Genomic DNA, 20,838 nt, shown 5'->3' on the forward strand with positions numbered 1-20,838 from the left:
TACACTTTAGCAATTTAGACTTAAAAAAGTCGTGTTTATCGTTGCGACGCTACGCAATCAACGCACATGGAGAGGACGAGGGCGCTATGCAATTTTCGATCACCCAGGGCTCGATCACTGCAATCGCAGCGGACGCAATTGTCGTCAATCTATTTGAGGGGGTCGAGACGCCAGGCGGCGCCACGGCAGCGGTGGATGCTGCGCTCAACGGCGCCGTTCGCACGCTGATCGCATCTGGCGACTTCGAGGGCAAAGCGGGGACGACGGCGCTGCTTTACACCGATGGCAAGCTGCCCGCGCCGCGCGTGCTGCTCGTCGGGTTGGGCAAGGCGGACAAGTTCGACATGCAGGCGGCCCGCAAGGCCGCAGCGACGGCGCACAAGGCGCTTGCAAAGCTCAAAGGCGTCAAGCACTACGCCACCATTGTGCACGGGGCGGGCGCCGGCGGATTGGAAGTGGAGGCGGCGGCTCAGGCCTTGGCGGAAGGCGCGCTGCTCGCCGACTATCGCGTTCCCAACTACAAACGAGAAGCGCCGGAAGAAGGCCCAAGCCGGTGCACCGTCGTCGAGTTTGATGCAGGACGCGTTCCGGCCATCGAGCGCGGGCTGCGTCGCGGGGAGATCATCGCCGCCGGCGTCAATCTGGCGCGCGACCTATCCAATGAACCGCCAAACATTCTGAATCCTGCCGCGATGGCGCAACGCGCGCAAGCGATGGCGGAGCAGGCCGGCCTCAAGTGCACAATCTTGGGCGAGGACGCCATGCGCGAGCTGGGGATGAACATTCTGCTGGCGGTCAGCCGCGGCAGCGCCAACGAGGCGCAGCTTGTGATTCTGGAGCATGCGCCGGCGGGCCTCGAGGAGCAGCCGCCGCTGGTGTTGGTCGGAAAAGGCATCACGTTCGACACCGGCGGCATCAGCATCAAGCCGGCGGAGCGCATGGAGGAAATGAAACATGACATGAGCGGCGCAGCGGCGGTGATCGGCGCCATGCAGGCGATTGCACAGCTCGGCGTCCCCCGCCGCGTGATCGGCGTCGCCCCCTGCGTCGAAAATATGCCCGACGGCAACGCTTACCGTCCCGGCGACATCCTCACCGGCATGACCGGCAAGACGGCGGAAATTCTCAGCACCGACGCCGAAGGCCGACTGATCTTGGCCGACGCGCTCGCTTACGTGGCGCGCTACCAGCCCAAGGCTGTGGTTGACCTCGCAACGCTGACCGGCGCCATCGGCGTGGCGCTGGGGCCGCAGGCCGCCGGCCTGTTCAGCAACGACGATGCGCTGCAAGACGCGCTGATGGCGGCCTCGAAGCGCAGCGGCGAACGCCTCTGGCCGATGCCGATGTGGGAGGAGTACAAGGAGGCGATCAAAGGCGACATGGCCGAAGTGAAAAACAGCGGCGGTCGCAGCAGCGGCGTTTCGACCAGCGCCAAATTCATCGAGCATTTCACCGAAGGCTACCCCTGGGCGCATCTGGACATCGCCAGTGTGGCCTGGACAACCTCGGAGCGCGATGCGCTGACGCCAAAGGGCGCGACGGGATATGGCGTGCGTCTCCTGGTGGAGCTGGCCGAGGCGTGGTGAGGAAACGGAAAGAGAGGGGGCGAATGGCGAACCAAACCGTATTCGGGTATAGATTGAAACACCGGCGCAGTTCGAGGCGACTCCTCTTTGGGGGCGTGGGCGCCCTGAGCGCGCTCCTCGCCCCATTGACAGCGCAGGCGGCCCCTCTGTGGCAAGCGGAGGCTGCGTCGCCGGCGTTGGGGCCGCTGCTCCTTGCGCTTTTGGCAGTCGCCTTTGCCATCGAGCGCATGGTGGAGCTTGTCTGGAATTATCTGGAATGGATCCTGCTCAATACGGGCCGGCTGCACGCCGCCGACATCAAGTCCTCCGGCTACGTCAAATTCAAGAGCGGCACCAGCGTGCTGCTCGGCGCCATCCTCGGCGTCGGCTTCGCCAGCCTCTTTTCGCTCCATCTCTTCGCCGCCCTGCAGCCGCTGGCTTTGGGCTTCATCGGTCCGATCCCGGCGAATTGGGACGTCGTGATGTCGGGCGTCATCGCAGGCGTGCTGGCGAAACCGATCCATGACATCATCGGCGTCTTCGCAGGGCTGAAGAACTTCCTCGACGGCGCCGCCGTGCATCAGCGCGAAGCCGCCGGCGCGGCGATGGCCGACGGCGTGTTAAAGCTGGCGCAAAGCGACGCCCAGAGCATGATCGAAGTGCCCGGGGTGGGGCCGACGCGGCTGACCGAGACCTATGAAACGATGGGCGAGGAATCCGCCTCCCCCAAAGAGACGGACGCTTCGCCCACCGATCGCTATATCGAAATTCTTCACAACCGCACGTCGATGTAGCAAACGAGGGTTACGTTCGCAGCACAGCTTCGACGATCGTCAGCGTGCGTTCGATGTCTGCTGCGGAAATCTCGTAGTGGGTGACGGCGCGCAGCCGATAGGGCCCTGTGTCGTTCATCCGCACGCCCTCGGCCGCCAGGGCGGCGGAGAGCTTCGCTGCATCCCATCCCGGTTTGATCACGTCGAAATAGACGATATTGGTCTCCACCGTCGCAGGATCAAGGCGAATGCCGTCGATGTTCGCCAGCCCGTGCGCCAGCCGACGCGCATGGGCGTGATCCTCGGCCAGCCGGTCCACCATTTGCTCCAGCGCCACGATCGCTGCGGCGGCCAGCACGCCCGCCTGCCGCATCCCGCCGCCCACCTGCTTGCGCATGCGCCGGGCGCGGCGGATAAACTCCCGGGACCCGGCCACAGCGGAGCCGACCGGCGCCGCCAATCCTTTGCTGAAGCAGACGCTCACGCTGTCGGCCGCAGCGACCAGCCGCGCCGGCGATTCGCCGAGCGCCACGGCGGCGTTCCAGAGGCGGGCGCCGTCGATGTGTAGCTTGAGGCCGCGCGCACGCGCCAGCGCGCCCACGGCGTCGATATAGTCCAAGGGCAACACGCGGCCGCCGCAGCGGTTGTGCGTATTTTCGAGGGCGATCAAGCGCGTCACCGGGAAATGCTCATCGTCGCCGCGGATGGCGCCGGCGAGCTGTTGGAGGTCGATGGCGCCATCCGGGCGGTTGGGGAGGATGCGCGGATGCACGCCTCCCACCGCCGCGGAGCCACCTTGCTCGTAGTGAAAGATGTGCGCCTGGTCGCCCAGCAACATTTCATCCCCACGGCCGCAGTGGCTGAGGACGCTGATCAGGTTGCCCATCGTGCCGCTGGGAACGAAGAGCGCCGCCTCCTTGCCCAGCCGCTCGGCGACGAGCGCCTCCAGGCGGTTGATCGTCGGGTCTTCGCCGTAGACGTCGTCGCCGACTTCCGCCTCCGCCATAGCGCGGCGCATGGCGGGCGTCGGTTTTGTCACGGTGTCGCTGCGCAGGTCGATCACTGTGGTCATGAAACGCTCCTGATGTGCAGTGAAGATAAATTTAACGCAAAGCCGCAAAAGCGCCAGGAAAAGCTCGAGAACGCTTTGTAAGCTCCGATGATGGCCTGGCGTGATGTTCATCGTCGCCGGCGCCGTCAGACATCATGCCTGAAAATGGACACAACGCAAAGTCGCCAAGGCGCCAGGCGAAGCACAAGAATCGCCTAAACCCTTCCACTTGTGCTACAATCCCTCTCACCTATGAACGCCAGACCTCGCCTCACCAATCGAGACGTGGCCGCGATCCTGGCCGGCGTAGCCGCGCGGCTGCAAATTCTTGACGCCAATCGCTTCCGCATCATCGCCTTTCAGAACGCGGCGGAGAGCATCCGCAACTTGCCGCAGGATATTCACGCGCTCGACGCCGCCGGCGAGCTGACCAGCATCCCCGGCGTCGGCAAGGGCATCGCAGAGGCCATTCACAACCTGCTCACCACCGACGGCGACCCGGAGTTCGACGCGCTCTTTGCGCAGGTGCCGCAGGGCGTGGTCGACATGATGCAGGTGCCGGACATGGGGCCGAAGAAAGCCCGACGGCTGTGGGAGGAGCTAGGCATCGACAGCGTGGAGGCGCTGCGCGCGGCGGCGGAGGCGGGGAAGCTGCGCAACCTCAAAGGCTTCGGCGCAAAGAGCGAAGAGAAAATCCTCAAGGGCATCGAGCTGTTGGCCAAACGCACCGAACAGGGCGCGGACGTGCGCGCACCGCTGGGCGTGGCGCGGCCGCTGGCGCTGCGCCTGATCGCCGAACTGCAGGAGCGCCTGCCCGCCGGCGCGCTCGAACGCATCGAGATCGCCGGCAGCCTGCGCCGCTGGAAGGAGACGATCGGCGATGTGGACATCCTCTGCGTGAGCGAGCACCCCGCGCGCGTCATGGAAGCCTTCCGCAGCCTGCCCGAAGTGGCGGACGTCGTCGGCGCAGGCGAGACCAAGTCGAGCGTGGTGCTGGGCAATGGCCTGCAGGTCGATCTGCGCGTGGTTGAACGCAAACACTGGGGCGCGGCGCTGCAATACTTCACCGGCAGCAAGGAGCACAACGTAGCGCTGCGAGAGCTTGCGCTCAAACAGGGCTGGAGCCTCAACGAGTACGGCCTCACCGCCACGGGCGAAGGCGAAGCGCCTGCAGGCGAGCAACGTTTCTTTGAGGAGGAAGCGGAGCTGTACGCCTTTTTGGGGTTGGACTGGATTCCGCCCGAGCTGCGCGAAAACCGCGGCGAGGTGCAGGCCGCGCGGCAACACAGCCTGCCGGCGCTGATTACGCTCGCCGATCTCCAGGGGGAGCTGCATGGCCACACCACCTGGAGCGACGGCGCAGCCAGCGTCGCCGAGATGGCCGACGCAGCGCGGGCGCGTGGATATCGCTACTGGCTGGTGAGCGACCACAGCGTCGGGCTGGGCATCGTGCAGGGGGTGGACGCCGAAAAGCTGCGCCGGCAGCGCGCCGAGATCGACGCCTACAACCGCCGCTGCGAAGAGGAGGGCGTCGACTTTCGGCTGCTGCAGGGCAGCGAAGTCGAAATCCTGGCGGACGGCTCGCTCGGCCTGCCCGATGAGGTGCTGGCGCAACTGGATGTGGTCGTGGCCAGCATCCATAGCGCGCAACGCCAGGATCGCGAGACGATCACTGCGCGCTGTCTGAAGGCGATTCGCAACCCCCACGTCGACATTCTCGGCCATCCGACCGGACGCCTCATCGGCGAGCGGCCACCCAGCGAAATCGACATGGAACGCATTCTGCAGGCCTGCCTGGAAACCGGCACGGTCGTGGAGATCAACGCCAACCCGGTGCGGCTCGACGTCAACGACGTCTACGCGCGGCGCGCCGTCGAGTTGGGCTGTAAGCTCGTCATCAACACCGACGCCCACAGCGTGCACGACCTGACGCTGGCCGAATACGGCGTCGCCGTGGCGCGGCGCGGCTGGGTGACGGCGGCGGATGTGATCAACACGCGACCGTTGAAGGCAATGCGCAGCCTGCTCAAAGATGCAAAACGATAGGAAGATGAAAATGCAAGCCGGCAATCGTAAACCGATTCTTCGTCTCTCTCCCCGCCGGAGCGAACGATCGCGCCTCTCTGCAAGCTTGTTTCTGAGGCGGCGCCTCTTTCCCCTGATGTGGAAGCGTCCACTGCATGCAGGGGCGTCGACTTTGGCGCTGGCGGCGCTCCTCCTTTTGAGCGGATGCACGATGCAGCCTTCGGTTGGCGTCAGCGCGCCGCCGACGCCTGTCGTCACGGTGGAGAGCGGCGTGCTTGCCTTGACCTCTCAGACAGAGGAAGAAGCCGTCGTCGCAGCAGCGCCTGCAGAGGGTGCGCCTGGGACAGCTTCTTCGGCGGATGCACTGGCCGGCCTGGAGGTCTTCGAGGTCGGCGCGGAGGTGCAGGCGCGTGGACAGCTGCGCCTCTACGCCGCCGCCGAGCCGGAGACGATCACTCTGGCCGAGTATGAGGCGGGCGATCGTTTCACCATCATGGGGCCGCCGGGCGATGTGCTCGTCTATCCGGTCGAGCTAAGCGGAGTGCGCTGGTACCGCGTGCGCGCCGCCGATGGCCTGGTCGGCTGGGTGATGGCGGACGGGATTGAAGCCGTGTTTGATTCTGAGTAAGGTCCAAATGTTTGCGCGCATCGACGGGAGCGAATTGCTAAAGACGATTTCAAAAGTCTATCGCATTGCGCTCGTCGTCTATAGTTGTGAGGGGGAGGTGAATGAGCGATTCTCCGCAAACCCTGAGGGCGATGAAATTTTGTTCACCATTTCACAGTGCAAACAACATCTTCTCGATTTGTGTCGCCAAAGTGCAAGACCGCACATCATTTCCAGCGAAATCAATCAACTCTGGGCCGGGGCGCCTGTCTTCGATGGCGCTCAAGTGGCCAAAGTGATCGTGCTTGGCCCTGTATACACTTCTGAATTTTCTAAAGCCCTGGCTGTCGAATATATGCAGTCCTATTACTTTTCTTCCCCAAAGAAAGACGAACTCTTGACCGCAGTCAGGCAAGTTCCCATTCATCCCTATGTTGAATTCGCCAAATTATTTGAAATGATCTGCGCATTGTTCTCCGGTCAAGAGCTGGACATCTCTTCATTAACGATCATAGGGTTAGCCAAGAGTGATATTGCGCTGGCGGACAAACTCCATAAATATCAAGAAGACCCGACTGAACGAGGGGACATCTCTCAAATCACCTACAATTTTGAGCAACATCTTCTTGAATGTATTCGAGAAGGGAATCTTGAGGGGCTAAAAAGACTACTCAGGACGACGTCATACAACTTTATCACGTTGGGCGATGAAAATGATCCGATTCGACGCCAGAAGAATCTGTTCATTTTTGGGCTTGCATTGGCGACTTCAGCGGCGATTGAAGGAGGGCTCAATCCACAAATTGTCTATTCGCTGAGAGACCTCTATCTCCAACAGATCGAGACGATGCATAGTTTTCCTGCAATTCTGCGTTTGCACAGGGAAATGTTATATGAAATGACGAGTCGAGTGAGCAACATCAAGAGAGCGAATCGTTATTCAAAATTGGTGAATGATTGCTGCAACTTCATTCATGAGCACATTCGAGAACACATCTGCGTCGCCGACATTGCTGCATTTGTTGGATACAATCCACATTATGTTTCCAAAAAATTTAGAGAAGAAACCGGACGCTCTCTCGTCAGCTACATCAAAGAAGCCAAAATCGCCGAAGCGAAACTGCTGCTCCGTTTTTCTGGGCTCTCTCTGGCTGAGATTAGCGAGCTGCTTTCCTTCAGCTCGCAAAGCTATTTCACCGCAACCTTTAGGGAAGTGACCGGCGTAACTCCGCAGCAGTTCCGAAAAGACGTGAAGAAGTGACAAGAAATTATTTTTGATTGACCTTTATACGAATCATGAAGAGGCCTGTGCAATGCACAGGCTTTTTTTGTTCGCAAATTTGATAAAAATCTGAGAATTTTAATATACGCATATCCCCAATAACCGCTTTACTAAAGACGCCCAAGCAAACAAAGCATTTCAATCTTGTCTATATCGTGTCAACATCATTGTATCGACATCGCATCGCACGCGGCGTCGCTTTGAAACGCACATCATTTCACGGGAAGGAATCTTTATGTCTATTCAGAAAACAGATGAATTTGGCCGAATCGAAATTGCCACAATCCCTGTCCCAGCTTTTGTCAAAGAGATGTCGGCGACATACACGTATTCGGGCAGCGTTCTGCTTCACTATCGCACAGATGACGATCCTTCCACGAAAGACTATTACAACTTCGCCGTTCTCAACGATGATGGCAGCAACTTTCGCGTGATCTTTTCCGGCGCAGTTCCGCAGCATGAGAAGGCGAATGGCATCCGAGCCATGCCGTTCGCCGATAACAAGAGAGTGCTCCTTGGAGACTACGTCTTGGAATGCTCTCCCAGCATTGACGCCTGCAACAAAGCGGAGCTAATTCCTGTCAAATACCCTGCAGCGCTGGTCCACGATCCCTGCACCTGGAAACATTGGTCGGAGGTCATCATTGCGCCGGACAACGAACACATGGCCTGGACGACGCTGCGCAGCGACGGCGTCGGCGCAATCAATTTTTTGGGAGCGCTTCAGCGCGAAAAGGATGGATATGTCATCGAAAGAGTTCAGGTCATCAGCACGTTGGAAGCATTCAAGAAAGATGACGCCAATCCAGGTTATATCATTCCACAGCCCATCCGAGGCGGAGAGGTCAAACAGTTCGTGCGTGGAGGAACGGCGATTTCGTTGGTGGGTGCGAAAGAGGGCTATGTCGCCGATTCTGTGGTTCAGGATCTCCTTTCTGAGGAGATTCTCCAAATTACGCGCACGCCGGGCTACGATGAAACGACGATTTTTTCGCCAGACGAGCGCCTCGGTTTGGTGATGACTTCTCGCGGCTCGAAACGCACCGATCCCGCCATTTTAGGTTGGATGCCTCGACCCTATGCGCATCTGGTCACCCAAGGTCTGACAATGTATCTGTATATGTACGCCGTGACGGGCGTGCGAACCTTCCGTCCGGGGAATATCGGCCCTGCGCTAATCGATATTGAACGTTCAATGTGCGAACCTGGCTATCAAGGGGTGCTGTTGCATGACCCGGATGAGGAATGGGTGTACGTATCGCCCATGTCCTGGCATCCAAATGGAAAGAAAGCCATGTGGATGGAAATGGTGCGCGGCAGCCAGGCCCAACCAGGCGGCATACGACTCCGCATCCGGCAGGTGATCCTACACGATTATGAACCGGGGCCTGTCGTTCCGGTGCAGCGCACCCCGGATGAAGTTCCATATGCTCTCAAAGGATTAGAGGCGGTCCTTACTCCGCAGACGCTGCCCAACAACATCCATGCAGGGAAAATCGCCGGCAGACACCCTGGATATATCGCAGTGCGCCTTGGCGAGCAGAACAGCATCTTTTCCGGAGAGCGAAACCTGGTCTATCACCATTTCTCCGATGACGGCGAGACCTTTTTTGATGGCTTTGAAAAAGTTTTCTTCTCGTTCACTTCGGGTTGCCGTTATGAAGCGGACGTAAAAATGCGTGGGCGAAAGGAAGGCGAGATGAAACTGCGGATTGCTCTTTCGGGAGGGACATTCGAGACCCCCCCAAGGCTATTGTTTGATCTCGATAACGATGGCAGGCCTCAAAGCGATGGCTATGTCAAATACAACGGGAGCACCCTGAGGGTGAATGATCTGCTCCCGTAACTCACGGACTGACAATTTCTCCATCAATTTTCTTCATCGATTGCAAAAGGAATGACAGAGGAGGTTTCCCCATGGCGAAGGAGAAAAAACAATACCCGGAAGACTTCAAGACGATGTTTGGCGTGTCCGTGATGGGATTAGCGCAGGTGGTCGCCACCGGTCTCATTGCAGGCACGCTCATGTTGTACATCACCGACTATTCTGGCCTCTACGCCGGCGTCGCCGGAAGAGCCGCGCAGGTTGCTGCACTGATGCTCCTTGTCGGCCGCATATGGGACGCCATCAACGACCCACTCCTTGGCTTTGTCATGGATCGCAGCCCACGAACTCGATGGGGACGGTATAAGCCGTTTATATTCTTGTCGATCCCGATTTCCAGTCTTCTGGTCGTCGCCTTATTCAACATTCCCGCCGATCTCTCAGACACAATAAAAGTTGTTTTGATCGTTGTCCTGTACATTATCTTCGACACCGTGTTCACACTTCAACCGTTCAACTCGCTGATTCAGACCCTGACGCGAGATGCGAACGTTCGGGCGAAATTGTTGATTGCGCCGAGAATTGTAAGTCTGTTTTTTGCCATCGCGCTGACATTTTTCCTGCCAGCCGCGATTGCCTTGGGGCCAGATGGCGTCACACCGAATATTGGATTGGCCGTCATAGTGTTTGTGGCTCCCGTTACACTCATCTCCATGTTAGGCGTGGCGCTTGTGAGAGAGGGAAGGCACAGCGTCGATGAGGAAACTGTGACCCCTAAAGATTTCATCACTATGTTCAAGCGGAACCGGCCTCTTTTTATCTCGTTGTTGGTGCTCTTGTTTGGCGGTTTTCTCTTCAACCTTACTCAGGTCGCCAGTGTTTACTACATCAAGTATGCATTTGGGGTGGAAAATCTCGGCAGGAACACCGCGATTTTGGGAATTGTTTCGATCTTCAGCATCATCGCCAGCGCCTTCTTGTCAAAATTGCTTCTGAAACGATTTACGCCTGGAGTCTGCGTAATGCTTGCCTATGGCACGGCCAGCGTGGTTCTGGCCGTTCTCTGGCTACTCAATCTTAGCGGCCCGATTTCAAGCATGACCATTTTCGTACCCTTGCTTGCACTCTTCTATCTAGGAAATTCCACAGCGTTTATCCCCAATCAGATTATCAACATGGAGTGCATGGATTACAATCGCTACATCCTCGGAAAGAGTCTGCAGGGAACGACGAACGCCATGGCCGGCTTTATCGCCAAACTTCAGGCGGCGCTTGGCTCTGCATTGGTGGGGTTTGTTTTGGCTGCAGTTGGATACGACGCTCAACTATACGAAACAGCTACAAACATTCCGGCCTCGCTGTTCAGCGGTTTGGGCATCGTATACTTTGCCTTGCCCGCGCTCTTTGGCTTCATTGCAGTGGGAGTGATGTATTTTTATCCCCTGCTCAAAAAGTCGCAACGCGACAGGGTCTACGCAGAAATCGAGCAGCGGAATCAAGCAGCCGAAACGTCAAGCGCTGATTCTTCAGGGCTTCTCGATGAGTCTGCGGTGGCGATTTGACGTTTGATGAACAGCGCCTCGAAAGAAGCATGGGCGGTGAGCCGGACGTTCACCTTCGCATCGAACAGAGAGCGCAAGGGTCTAAATTGTCGGCTCTATCCGAAGGTTCTGGTATAGTATTACATGAACACATCTATTCGCCGCCAAGCTTTGCCGAGGGACTTACAGCCATGAAGCGTGGTTTGCTTGTCATCGTCTTGCTCTCGTTGCTCGCCGCCTGCCGTCCGATTATGGCGCCCTCATTGTCGGAATCGCCATCCCCGGAGCCGATGACGCTGGAGCCAACCGGCTTTATTCAGCGCATCCATGATCCGGTGATGGCGAAGGAAGGCGATACATATTATGTCTTTTCCACCGGCGCGCGTATCATTGTGATCTGCTCAAAGGACATGCTAGCATGGGAATTTTGTGGACGCGTCTTCGATCGCCTACCCGCCTGGCTGACGCAGGCCATCCCCAACATCGGCGACCTCTGGGCGCCGGATATTTCCTTCTATAATGATCGCTGGCAGCTCTACTACGCCGGCTCCACCTTCGGCAGCCCGCGGTCGGTCATCGGCCTGGCGACCAACGCTACGCTCGACGCAAACAGCCCAGACTACGCCTGGGTGGATGAGGGGTTGGTGATCGAGTCCACCGGCGCCGAAAATTGGAACGCCATCGATCCTAATTTTGCGCTCGACGCCGAAGGCAATCCCTGGCTGGCCTTCGGCTCTTACTGGAGCGGACTGAAACTGGTGCGACTGGATCCGGCCACGCGCAAGCCCTCCTCCGCCGAGCCGACGATCTACGCCATTGCACAGCGCCCGGCCAATGGTCCCGGCGGAACCGCCATCGAGGCGCCTTTTATCATTCATCGCAACGGCTATTACTATCTCTTCGCCTCATTCGATCAATGCTGCCAGGGCGCCTCCAGCACTTACAACGTGCGCGTTGGCCGCGCCGAGTCGATCACCGGCCCATATCTGGATCGCGAAGGCGTCCCCATGCTGGAGGGCGGCGGCACAACGATCCTGACAGCGTATGATCGTTGGCGGGGCCCTGGGCACAACGGCGTCTATCGCGAAGGCGACGTTGACTGGTTCGTTTACCACGCCTACGACGCCCGACAGGGCGGCGTTCCCAAGCTGCGCATCGAGTCGTTGGGCTGGGATGAGGAAGGCTGGCCCTATTTGCCCAGCCAAAAAGAGAATCATTGAAACCTGCTCGAGATATGACAACGCGACGCATGCGGCGGATTTTCCGCAACGATGGACGCACCTTGATCGTGGCCATGGATCACGGCCTGATCGATGGCCCCTGTCCTGGGCTGGAGCGACCGGCGGAGACGATTGCAAAGGTCACGGCAGGCGGCGCGGACGCCGTGCTCACCTCTTACGGGGCGGCGCAGCGCTTCGCCAGCGCACTGGCCGGCCTGGGGCTTATCGTGCGCGTCGACGGCGGCGCCACGCGGCTGGGCGGAAGCGGCCAGGGCGCGCTTTTCTTCGGCGTGGAGGCGGCCCTGCGCCTCGGCGCCGACGCCGTGGCGGTCTCAGCTTTCCCGGGCTCGCCGGCCGAGGTCGAATCGTTGGAGCGACTGGCGCGCGTGATCGAGGCGGCGCACGCCTGGGGCTTGCCGGTGATGGCGGAGATGGTTCCCGGCGGCTTCGACAGCCCGCCGGAAAAACGCACCACCGAGGCCATAGCTCTGGCCGTGCGCGTGGCGGCGGAACTAGGGGCGGATTTTGTCAAGACGCCGTATGCGCCCAATTTCGAACAGGTGATCGCAGGTGCGTATGTTCCGGTGGTCGTTTTAGGAGGCGCCAAGCGCGGGGATGAAGCTTCGCTGCTGGCCGATGTCGCAGCCGCCGTCCAGGCGGGCGGCGCAGGCGTCGCCATCGGCCGCAACATCTTCCAGGCCGATGACCCAACGGCCATGACTGCAGCGGTGGCGCGGTTGGTGCATAGAGAATAATGCGCTACCTCGCATTCACCCCTTCAATCCGGTCATGGAGACGCCCTGAATAAAGTGGCGCTGCAGGGCGAAGAAAAACAAGATCGGCGGCAGCGCGGCAATGGTGGCGGCCGCCATGCTGGGGCCATACGCCTGCACCGTCTGCGCCAGGCCGGGGCGCAGCGTGAGAAACTGCGCAATGCCGACGGCCAGAGGACGAGCGGCGTCGCTGCGCGTGGCGATGAGCGGCCAGAAAAAGGCGTTCCACGCGCTCAAGAAGGTGACGATCGCCACCGCCAGCAACGCCGGCCGCGCCAGCGGCAACACCACCCGCGCCCAAATCTGCCAGTCGTTGGCGCCGTCGACGCGCGCGGCGTCCTCCAGTTCGCCCGGAATGCTCAGGAAGAATTGCCGCATCAGAAAGACGCCGGTCACATTGGCGCCCACCGGCAAGATCAGCGCTGCATAGGTGTCGACCAGTCCCAGGTTGGCGAAGATCAGAAATAGAGGGATGACCGTGATCTGCAACGGCACGAAGAGCATGGAAAGGATCACGGCAAAGAGCGCGTCGCGGCCGAAAAACTCCATGCGCGCCAACGCATAGCCGGCCAGCGAGTCCAGCAACAGCACCAGCAGCGTGGCCGCCGTCGCCACGACAACGCTGTTGACCAGCCAGCGCCAGATGGCATGGCGACTGAGCACAGTCTGGAAATGTTCCAGCGTGGGCGGGTCGGGAATCCAGCGAATCTGCGTGGTTAAGATTTGCAGCTCCGGCTTGAAGGCTGTGGATATCATCCATGCCACCGGCGCCATCATGACTACAACGATTCCCGCCAGAACGGCGTACCACAGAGTGGCTGTGATTGCGTTTCTTCGCCGCATCTTGTTTCTTCCCCCGGGCGGAAGCGCCGCGTCAATAGATGCTCTCCAGTCCGCGACGATAGGCGCGCGTCTGGATCAATGCAACGATCACCAAAATCACGAACATCACCATCGCCACAGCCGAGCCGTAGCCGAATTTGAAGAACTGAAACGCTGTCGTATAGACGTACTGCACCATCGTCAGCGTGCTGGTGCCGGGGCCGCCGCTCGTCATCACGTAGACGAGGTCAAAAACTTGAAAGGTGTTGATGATGGTCAACATCAAGACAAGGAAGGCCGTCGGCGCCAGCAGCGGCAGGGTGAGGCTCCAGAAGCTGCGCCAGGCGCCGGCGCCGTCGATGCGCGCCGCCTCGTAAAGCTCCGCCGGAATGTCCTGCAGGCCGGCCAGAAAGAGCACCGTATTGTAGCCGACCATCGACCAAACCGCAGCCAACACCAGCCCCAGCATCGCCCAGCTTGGGCTGACCAGCCACGGAATCTGTCGCCCCAGGAGCACATTGAGCAGCCCGAAATCCTTCTCCAAAATCCACGTCCATAGCACGCCGACGACGGTGGGCATGATGACGTAGGGCGTGAAGACGGCCACGCGGCCCAGCCCTCGCCCTTGATGCGGTTGGTTCAAGAAGAGGGCGAAAGCCAGCCCCAGGCCCACGAGCGCAGGCACGGCCATCGCTGTGAAGATGACGGTGTTGGTGAGCGCATCGCGAAAGCGCGGATCGATGAAGAGCGCCTGGTAATTCGCCAGGCCCACCCATTGCGGGACGCCAACTGCGCTCCAGTTCGTGAACGAGATGGTCAGGCCGATCAACGAAGGCAACAGCCGCAGAGAGACGAACAGAAACAGATAGGGCGCCAGAAAGAGGAAGGGCGTCCAATGGATGCGTTTGCGCGCAGCGGTGCGCGCTTGAAAACCGGCAGGAGCCAGAATGCGCATGGCTTCTCCGTCAGGCTAGGGCGAAGGTCTGGCGCTCGCAGTTCACCAGACCTTCGCGCACGACGAACGAAACAGGACGTTACGGCGTCGCCAGGATGGCCGAGATGGCCTCGCACGCCGTCTTGACCTCCGCCGCCGGGTCTGCGGCCTCCAACATGATGCGCTGCGCCATCACCATCATCGGCGTCGGCGCGTTCGAGGCGAAAATCTCGTTGTACTTCGGCGTCGCCGGGAAAAGCTTCTCATATGGCATCGAGGCGATGAAGGGTGCGCGCCCTTCCATCTGCTGGAACTCCTCCGACTCCAGAATCGCCTTGAAGGCGGGAAGTTGACCCGACTTCGCCCATTCAGCGCTGTTGGCGGCCATCCACTCCAGGAACGCTACGGCTGCGGCCTGTTTGTTCGGGTCGGCCTTGCTGGGAAGCGTGAAGTTGTGGCCGCTGCCCCACACGGCGAATTCACCGCCGAAGATGTTGGGATATTGCGTCGCGCCCCACTGGAAGCCGCTTTCCGCCGCCGCCTGCTCCAGCTGTGGGATGCGCCATGGGCCGTCCACCAGCATGGCGGTGCGCCCATCGAGGAAGTCGCGCGGATAGTCGGTCTGTCCTTGCGGAGCGACCTTATGCACGTAGACGAGGTCCTGGAGGAACTGCCACGCCTGCGCCGCTTTATCAAGGTCCATTGCGCAGCTCTTGCCGTCTTCTGAGATCAGCTGCCCGCCCAACTGATTGTACAGACTCCACCACTGGAAGAAGGCGTGATGATTGGTGTGGGCGTTGATGGCGTATTGCACGATGTTGTTGGCGTCGAACCCCTCCTCGGCTGCGCTCTTGCCGTTGGCGTCGATCGTCAAGCGTTTGGCCATTTCCATAAACTCGTCGCGGTTGACGGGCGGCGTCGAGGGCGGAACCGGCACGCCTGCCTTCTCGAAGGCGGCCTTGTTATAGAAAAGGCCGTGCATGTGGAGGTCAAGCGGAACGCCGTAGAGTTTGCCGTCCACTTTGTTGCCTTCCCAGGCGTTCTCCAGGTAGTTTTCCGGCTTGATCACCTCTGAATTGGCGATGATGTCGTCAAGCGGCAGGATCAATCCCAGATGCACGAATTGCGCTAGCTCCTGCGGATGCATGGCCAGAATGTCGGGCGCGCTGCCCGCGCTCGACGCAGCGATGAAGGCGTCGAAAAGCGGCGACCAAGCCTGCATCGACAGATTCACCCGCACATTTGGGTGCTCGGCGTTGTAGCGGTCGACGATGGCCTGCATGGTGTTGGCGTCCGGCCCCGTCCAGCCGCCCCAGAACTCCAACGTGACGACTCCCTCCGGCGCAGCAGGCTGTTGTGCCGCGGTTTCGCCTGCAGGCGGCGCCACCGGCGCTGCGCACCCTGCGACGAGCAGAACGACGATCACCAACAGACTCATCCAACGCACGTTTCCGGTTTGCATAGCTCCCTCCTTTGCATGACACACGTTCTCACCGTTCATGATTTGTTTATTGACACTCTGCCTTTGGCAAGAGCGCTTGCAACGCATGCCAGCACCGCTCGACGGTTTCCTCTTCGACCGGCAACAGGGGCGGCCGCACCGAGCCGAGCTCCACCCTGCGACGGGCGAGCAGCGCCTTGTAGAGCGCCAGATTGCCGCCGTCGCCCATCAAGGCCCGCGCGGCGTCGAGCCTGGCCTGCCATTTGCGCGCTTCTGTGACATCGCCCGCCAGCGCCGCGCGATGCACTCTCACTACGATCTCCGGAACGACGTTGGCGTTGCCGGAGACGGCGCCGTCGACGCCCGACGCCAACGCCGCCAAAATCAAGCCGTCGCTGCCGACGAAAGTGTTGAAACGGCCGTGGCGCAGGCGCGTGCAGGCGATCAGATTCTCCAACGCGCCGCTGCTGTCCTTGACGCCCACGATGTTTGGAAAGCGTTCGACAAGCCGCCGCACCAGGTCCACGCGCAGCCAGTTGTTGCTGACGGCGGGAAAGTTGTAAAGATAAAGCGGAAAGTCCGCGCTGGCCTCTGCGACGGCGGCGAAGTGACGGAAGAGCGCCTCCGCGCTGTGGGCATAGTAGTAAGGAGCGATCAGCGCAGCCGCCGACGCGCCTGCGCTGCGGGCGTGCAGCGTCAGCTCGATGCTTTCCGCAGTGGTGATCGCTCCGGTCTGTGCAATCACAGGGCAGCGACCTGCCACCGCAGCGACGGTCGCCTCGCACAGCGCCTTGCGCTCGCCGGTGTTGAGAAGCGGGCCCTCTCCGGTGCTGCCGCCGACGAACAGCCCTGCGACCCCGCGCTCCAACAGAAAATCGACCAGCGCAGGCAGCGCTTCCACGTCGAGCGCGCCGTCCGGCTTCATGGGCGTCAGAATCGGGACGACGACGCCTTGAATGCGAAAGGTCATGCGGCTCCCTCCAACCATGCTTCGTCGAAACAGGCGTGTTGAATGTGTTGACGACGATAGGTGTAAACGATATGAATGTCGTGGTTGCGCGCCTGCAATAAGGTTGGGTACGAAAATTCGTAATCTGCCTGCTCCAGGATGCGCGCCGGACGCCAGTCCTCCTGAAGCGAGGCCACTGCCAGCGCCAGGGGCGTGCGCCGTTCTGCGCTGGGGTTGTACGCCAGTAAAAGACGATCTGAATGTAGACGCAACAGGTCGATGCCTGAATTGGGATTGGGCAGCGTCGTCGGCTCCGGCTCTTCCCAACGCTCGCCGCCGTCGAAAGAGACCGTGCGCCAGATCACGCCACCGCGGCCGCCCGTGCGCAGATAGGCGAGCAGGTGACTTCCCTCCAGCTGGACCAGGCAAGGGTGGATATTGCCCTGCGGCGTGACGATCGGCGCAGTCAGGCGCCAGCTTTTGCCGTCATCGTCCGAGATCATCATGAGCGACTCCCAGCGGTTTTCGTCGTAGGCGGGGACGATCGCTCGTCCGGGCAGAAGACACAGGCGGCTGCGAAACATCAGCCCCGGATAGTCGAACAGAAGCTGCGGCGCGCTCCAGGTGCGCCCTTCGTCGGCGGAGCGCTGAAGAAAGGGCAGCGCGCTGCGCCAGTCTCGCTCCTGGATGGCGTCGAAAAAGAGCCAGAGGTCGCCATCCTTGCGCACCCAGAAGACGGGCTGCCCCAGCGCCTTGCCCTCCATCACGGCCAGCGGCCGCGGTTCACTCCAGCGCTCCTGGCGAAGGTCGTAGCGAGCGGTGAGCAGAATCTGATCCGGCGCCGTCTCGTAGGAGCCGCCGAACCAGGCGGCGATCAGGTCGCCATTCGGCAGTTCGGCGATGGTGGCGCAGTGCGCCGTCGGGTGGTCTTCCAGTTGCGTGAAGATCGGCTGCGTTTTGAAGCGCATCACTCCACCCTCCGCACCACTCCGCTGAACGTTGCAGGCACGTACCCCATCAGCCGTGAGATGCTCTGCGCTGCGTCGATCACCTGCTCGGCCAGGGATTCTCGACGTTCGCCGAGAATAGCCGGGTCAATGCCCGAGACGCTGCAGGCGCCGATCACCCTGCCGCGCGCGTCGCGAATGGCGGCGCCGATGCAGAACAGCCCTTCCTCATGCTCGCCGCAGTCGACGGCGTAGCCGCGGCGCCGCGTGGCGGCAAGCTCCGCCTTCAACGCGTTTGCATCGGTCAGCGTGCGCGACGTAAACGAACGCAGGCCGGCGCGTCGAAGAATGGCGTCCACCTCCTCTTCCGGCAGCCAGGCCAGCATCGCCTTGCCCACCGAGGTGCAATGCAGCGGCGCACGGTCGCCCACTGCGGTTCTGGCCAGCAGCCGGTGAGGCGACTCCACAGCGTAGATGTAGAGCGCTGCGTCCTCCTGGCGGATGGTCAGGTAGACCGACTCGTGCGTGGCCTCGGCGAGCTGACGCAGGATCGGCGCGGCGGGGTCGCGCAGCTCGACGCTGATGCGCATCGTCTGCGTCAGCAACAACGGCGCCACGCCGATCGCGTAAAGCTCGTCGTCGGTGCGTTCGATGTAACCGAATTCTTGCAAGGTGGCCAGCAGGTTGTGCGCCGTGCTCTTGGGGATGTCGAGCCTGCGGCTGATCTCGGTCAGCGAGAGCCGCGGCTCATCGACGCTGAAGAGCTGCAAAATCTTGAGCGCCTTGGCGACGGAATAGATCATGATGACAAGGATTTGTTCTACGATGATGAACAAAATTCTGATTCATGGAACTGTTGTCTAGCATACGCAATCCAGGAGGAAATGTCAAGAGCCGATGAAAGATGGGATTTGAAATCAGAGGGCGCCAGCGCTGACTTCCATCCATCCACTCCCTCCGGTGGCGCATAGACCGGATAGGACACAAGTTCGGGAAGCTCTAGAGCCGCCTGCAGCAGCGCTCGACCGTCGTCCGCCTGTGCAGCCAGCGCAGGCGAAAGCAGGGAAAAGACGATGATGCATCGAGGTGCGGCTCCCAGCCGCACGTCCTCGACAGACCCAAGAGCCGTGGGGAAACCCCCTCACCCCCCGACCCCCTCTCCCAAGATCGGGAGAGGGGGAGCAAGGCCCTCCCCCCCCGGCCCCCTCCCCCAAGGCCGGGAGAGGGGGAGAAGGGAGCGGCGTAGGTGCGGCTCCCAACCGCACGTCCTCGACAGACCGCAAGCTCATGGAAGGCGATGGCGCTGAACTGGCCGAAGGTCGAGCGAATCGCCGTGAGGACTACATTAGACGATCAAGGGCGCAGGGCGGGCTATGTTCGCTACTAACCCTGTGCTGACTCCGCTGTCGGTCACCGTGGAAACGGCCCTGCGCAGGGCCTATCTTCCCACGCTACGACAGGCCGGGCCTCTGGCGCAGCCGATCGCTCACCAGGCGGAAGCGTCCGCCGAAGAGGAGCAGATGGAAGCCCGCTTCGGCCAAACGCGCCCGGGCCTGCCGAAGGATATCATTAATTTCCTTCACGATCCTCTGGCGCGTGCAATTGCCCTGGGCCGGAGCGAGGGAACGAAGATTCGAGAACTTCCCCTACGGCTGAAGATTCAAGATGGATGGCTGCGTCAGTATGTCGATCCAGATCGCGGGCGACCTATTCGAGTCGTGACGCAAGTGGACGGAAATCGATTCAGCGAAGATTGGTTGGCGCTTGTCTGCGCGTCGCAAACTCGCAACCACCGACCATCGGCGGCGCGGCCAGCCGCAGCGCCGTCTGCATACACTGACGTTATTCCACTTTATACAGCGCATCGACCACGCGACGCAACAGCTCCTCGACGACGCCATGCATCGGCAATGAGGCCGCCATGCCGTAGACCGGGGCCATGCCGCCCTTCTCGGCGGGGTGCGCCTTGACATGTTCAACCGCAGCGCGCAGGTCCTCGATGAAACGCTGGGCGACGCCCGGCTCGGTGTGGCGCAACGTCACAGCGATGTGAATCGCAGGCGGACGATGCAGACCGTTGAGGCTCCATCCGCGCGCGCTCATGGCGTCGAGCACGCGATAGATGTCGAGCGAAGGCGACGCAAAAGCGATGACGAAGAGGGGATCGCCCAGCACCTCCAACTCTGGAATCTGCTCGATCCAGCAGCGGATGAGCCGGGCCGTGGCCAGGATTTTGGCCGCCGCGGCGCGATAGCCTTCTTCGCCGATGCTCACCAGCGCCGCCCAACATGCGGCGCTGAGCGCGCCTGGCCGGCTGCCCGCCAGCGTCGGAGAAAAGTAAAGTCCGCCCGGCCAATCGGCAATCGCATAATACTGATAGCGCCGCAACGCCTCGCCCCGATAGAGCACGACCGACGTTCCCTTGGCTGCATAGCCATATTTATGCGTATCCGCAGACATCGAGGTGACGCCCGGCAGGCGGAAGTCGAACTCGGGCGCGTCATAACCCAGCTCTCGCGCAAAAGGCAAGATGAAGGCGCCCAGGCAGGCGTCGACGTGCAGGCCGACCCCGTGCGCCTGCGCCAGCGCCGCCAACTCTGGGATCGGATCGATGACGCCATGCGGGAACGAGGGGGCGGAGCCGACCAACGCCACGGTGTTGCGGTTGATGGCGGCCGCCATCGCCTCCACGTCGGCGCGCAGATCGGGGCCAACCGGCGTGCGCACCAGCTCGATGCCGAAATAGTCGGCGGCTTTGTCGAAGGCGGCATGGGCAGAGACAGGCGCAATCACGCGTGGACGCTTCAAGCCGCGCTCCGCCCGCGCACGGTCTCGGTAGGCGCGCATCGCCAGCAGGATGCTCTCCGTGCCGCCCGAAGTCACCGCACCCACGATCGGGGCGGACGCGTGGTCTGCCCCGAGCAGATGGGCGGTCATGGAGACGATCTCCGCCTCGTACTTGACCGTGCTTGGCCAGAGGTCGAAGTGCAGCGGGTTGCTCTGGGAGTTGAGGGCGTAAACCTGATTCAGAAAATCGATGTGCGCCGGGTCGCCGTGATAGACGGCGCCGGAGACGTATCCTT

The 20,838-nt window shown here is 60.9% G+C and carries 18 protein-coding genes (1 of these 18 only partly in view); 9 read left to right on the forward strand and 9 right to left on the reverse strand.

What is annotated here, in order from left to right:
* Positions 1–86 precede the first annotated feature (86 nt).
* Together Q0367_RS13655 and Q0367_RS13660 are read left to right on the forward strand one after the other, a co-directional pair.
* Positions 87–1,586: a leucyl aminopeptidase gene (locus Q0367_RS13655; RefSeq protein ID WP_297640444.1), complete on the forward strand. Its 1,500-nt coding sequence runs from the start codon at positions 87–89 to the stop codon at positions 1,584–1,586.
* A 23-nt stretch (positions 1,587–1,609) separates the two neighbouring features.
* Positions 1,610–2,359, forward strand: a complete 750-nt coding sequence (locus Q0367_RS13660; RefSeq protein ID WP_297640446.1) for a hypothetical protein — start codon at positions 1,610–1,612, stop codon at positions 2,357–2,359.
* A gap of 10 nt (positions 2,360–2,369) precedes the next feature.
* Here Q0367_RS13660 and ltaE read toward each other — a convergent pair whose 3' ends face one another.
* The gene (ltaE, locus tag Q0367_RS13665; RefSeq protein ID WP_297640449.1) at positions 2,370–3,410 is read right to left on the reverse strand and encodes a low-specificity L-threonine aldolase; all 1,041 of its coding nucleotides are present in this window, start codon (positions 3,408–3,410) and stop codon (positions 2,370–2,372) included.
* A 231-nt stretch (positions 3,411–3,641) separates the two neighbouring features.
* Here ltaE and polX point away from each other — a divergent pair, with 231 nt between their 5' ends.
* From polX to Q0367_RS13700, 7 genes are all read left to right on the forward strand, one after another.
* Positions 3,642–5,435 (forward strand): DNA polymerase/3'-5' exonuclease PolX, encoded by a 1,794-nt coding sequence (gene polX / locus Q0367_RS13670; protein WP_297640451.1) that lies wholly within the window; start codon positions 3,642–3,644, stop codon positions 5,433–5,435.
* A gap of 190 nt (positions 5,436–5,625) precedes the next feature.
* Positions 5,626–6,042 (forward strand): hypothetical protein, encoded by a 417-nt coding sequence (locus tag Q0367_RS13675; RefSeq protein ID WP_297640453.1) that lies wholly within the window; start codon positions 5,626–5,628, stop codon positions 6,040–6,042.
* A 7-nt stretch (positions 6,043–6,049) separates the two neighbouring features.
* Positions 6,050–7,282 carry a helix-turn-helix transcriptional regulator gene (locus Q0367_RS13680; protein WP_297640455.1) on the forward strand — a complete coding sequence of 411 codons (1,233 nt, stop codon included), beginning with the start codon at positions 6,050–6,052 and terminating at the stop codon, positions 7,280–7,282.
* Positions 7,283–7,538: 256 nt separating this feature from the next.
* Complete coding sequence (locus Q0367_RS13685) at positions 7,539–9,149, forward strand: hypothetical protein (RefSeq protein ID WP_298982864.1); 1,611 nt, start codon at positions 7,539–7,541, stop codon at positions 9,147–9,149.
* A 71-nt stretch (positions 9,150–9,220) separates the two neighbouring features.
* Entirely contained in the window at positions 9,221–10,690 is a 1,470-nt protein-coding gene (locus tag Q0367_RS13690) for an MFS transporter (protein ID WP_297640459.1), read from the forward strand.
* 170 nt (positions 10,691–10,860) lie between these two features.
* A complete protein-coding gene (locus Q0367_RS13695; RefSeq protein ID WP_297640460.1) occupies positions 10,861–11,889 on the forward strand; it encodes an arabinan endo-1,5-alpha-L-arabinosidase in 1,029 nt (342 codons plus the stop codon).
* Between the two features lie 14 nt (positions 11,890–11,903).
* Entirely contained in the window at positions 11,904–12,644 is a 741-nt protein-coding gene (locus tag Q0367_RS13700; RefSeq protein ID WP_297640487.1) for a class I fructose-bisphosphate aldolase, read from the forward strand.
* A gap of 15 nt (positions 12,645–12,659) precedes the next feature.
* Here the strand turns inward: Q0367_RS13700 and Q0367_RS13705 are convergent, their stop codons facing one another.
* From Q0367_RS13705 to Q0367_RS13740, 8 genes are all read right to left on the reverse strand, one after another.
* Positions 12,660–13,505 (reverse strand): carbohydrate ABC transporter permease, encoded by an 846-nt coding sequence (locus Q0367_RS13705; protein ID WP_297640490.1) that lies wholly within the window; start codon positions 13,503–13,505, stop codon positions 12,660–12,662.
* A 31-nt stretch (positions 13,506–13,536) separates the two neighbouring features.
* Positions 13,537–14,439, reverse strand: a complete 903-nt coding sequence (locus Q0367_RS13710) for a carbohydrate ABC transporter permease (protein ID WP_297640492.1) — start codon at positions 14,437–14,439, stop codon at positions 13,537–13,539.
* Positions 14,440–14,518: 79 nt separating this feature from the next.
* Entirely contained in the window at positions 14,519–15,880 is a 1,362-nt protein-coding gene (locus Q0367_RS13715; protein ID WP_297640494.1) for an ABC transporter substrate-binding protein, read from the reverse strand.
* 46 nt (positions 15,881–15,926) lie between these two features.
* The gene (locus tag Q0367_RS13720; RefSeq protein ID WP_297640496.1) at positions 15,927–16,829 is read right to left on the reverse strand and encodes a dihydrodipicolinate synthase family protein; all 903 of its coding nucleotides are present in this window, start codon (positions 16,827–16,829) and stop codon (positions 15,927–15,929) included.
* Positions 16,826–17,776: an exo-alpha-sialidase gene (locus tag Q0367_RS13725; RefSeq protein ID WP_297640498.1), complete on the reverse strand. Its 951-nt coding sequence runs from the start codon at positions 17,774–17,776 to the stop codon at positions 16,826–16,828. Before Q0367_RS13725 ends, Q0367_RS13720 begins: the two co-directional genes overlap by 4 nt.
* A complete protein-coding gene (locus tag Q0367_RS13730; protein WP_297640500.1) occupies positions 17,776–18,591 on the reverse strand; it encodes an IclR family transcriptional regulator in 816 nt (271 codons plus the stop codon). The genes Q0367_RS13725 and Q0367_RS13730 overlap by 1 nt, the downstream gene beginning before the upstream one ends.
* A gap of 615 nt (positions 18,592–19,206) precedes the next feature.
* Positions 19,207–19,338, reverse strand: coding sequence for a hypothetical protein (locus tag Q0367_RS13735; RefSeq protein ID WP_297640502.1), 132 nt, complete (start codon positions 19,336–19,338; stop codon positions 19,207–19,209).
* A 259-nt stretch (positions 19,339–19,597) separates the two neighbouring features.
* Positions 19,598–20,838, reverse strand: partial view of an aminotransferase class V-fold PLP-dependent enzyme gene (locus Q0367_RS13740; protein ID WP_298982870.1) — the 3' portion only. It continues 262 nt past the right edge of the window; the window shows 1,241 of its 1,503 coding nt (coding positions 263–1,503); its start codon lies beyond the right edge, outside the window; the stop codon is at positions 19,598–19,600.

It is taken from the genome of uncultured Caldilinea sp., from assembly GCF_937128415.1.
GTDB lineage: Bacteria > Chloroflexota > Anaerolineae > Caldilineales > Caldilineaceae > Caldilinea.